The organism is Achromobacter sp. HZ34 (assembly GCF_002209485.1).
Classification (GTDB): Bacteria; Pseudomonadota; Gammaproteobacteria; order Burkholderiales; family Burkholderiaceae_B; genus Bordetella_C.
This window is the reverse complement of sequence record NZ_NJIX01000020.1, coordinates 1-1,267: the sequence shown is the minus strand read 5'-3', so window position 1 is coordinate 1,267 and position 1,267 is coordinate 1. Positions and strand designations below refer to the sequence as shown.

Annotated in this window: 1 rRNA gene; it reads right to left on the bottom strand. The window is 54.0% G+C overall.

The features are described 5' to 3' along the window. Positions 1-1,267 (bottom strand): 23S ribosomal RNA (locus tag CEY05_RS30715); the annotation flags it as partial.

Sequence of the window (1,267 nt, the reverse complement as noted above, 5' to 3'; positions counted from 1 at the left end):
GTCTTGAACGACCCTTCAGGGGGCTCGAGGCCCCGGGATACCTAATCTTCAGACGAGTTTCCCGCTTAGATGCCTTCAGCGGTTATCTCTTCCGTACATAGCTACCCGGCAATGCCATTGGCATGACAACCGGTACACCAGAGGTACGTCCACTCCGGTCCTCTCGTACTAGGAGCAGGCTCCGTCAAGTATCCAACGCCCACGGCAGATAGGGACCAAACTGTCTCACGACGTTTTAAACCCAGCTCACGTACCTCTTTAAATGGCGAACAGCCATACCCTTGGGACCGGCTACAGCCCCAGGATGAGATGAGCCGACATCGAGGTGCCAAACACCGCCGTCGATATGAACTCTTGGGCGGTATCAGCCTGTTATCCCCAGAGTACCTTTTATCCGTTGAGCGATGGCCCTTCCATTCAGAACCACCGGATCACTATGTCCTGCTTTCGCACCTGTTCGACTTGTCAGTCTCACAGTCAAGCACGCTTATGCCATTGCACTATCAGCACGATTTCCGACCGTACCTAGCGTACCTTCGAACTCCTCCGTTACGCTTTGGGAGGAGACCGCCCCAGTCAAACTGCCCACCATGCACTGTCCCCAATCCGGATAACGGACCAAGGTTAGAACCTCAAACAGACCAGGGTGGTATTTCAAGGTCGGCTCCACCGAATCTAGCGACTCGGTTTCAGCGCCTCCCACCTATCCTACACAGGCCGGTTCAAAGTCCAATGCAAAGCTACAGTAAAGGTTCATGGGGTCTTTCCGTCTAGCCGCGGGTAGATTGCATCATCACAAACACTTCAACTTCGCTGAGTCTCGGGAGGAGACAGTGTGGCCATCGTTACGCCATTCGTGCAGGTCGGAACTTACCCGACAAGGAATTTCGCTACCTTAGGACCGTTATAGTTACGGCCGCCGTTTACCGGGGCTTCGATCAAGAGCTTGCACCCCATCACTTAACCTTCCGGCACCGGGCAGGCGTCACACCCTATACGTCGACTTTCGTCTTTGCAGAGTGCTGTGTTTTTAATAAACAGTCGCAGCCACCGATTCTCTGCGACCCCATCATGCTCAGCGCGCAGGCGCTTCACACTACCGGGGCATACCTTCTCCCGAAGTTACGGTATCAATTTGCCGAGTTCCTTCTCCCGAGTTCTCTCAAGCGCCTTGGAATATTCATCCCGTCCACCTGTGTCGGTTTGCGGTACGGTCTCGTACAGCTGAAGCTTAGAGGCTTTTCTTGGAACCACTTCCAATCACTTC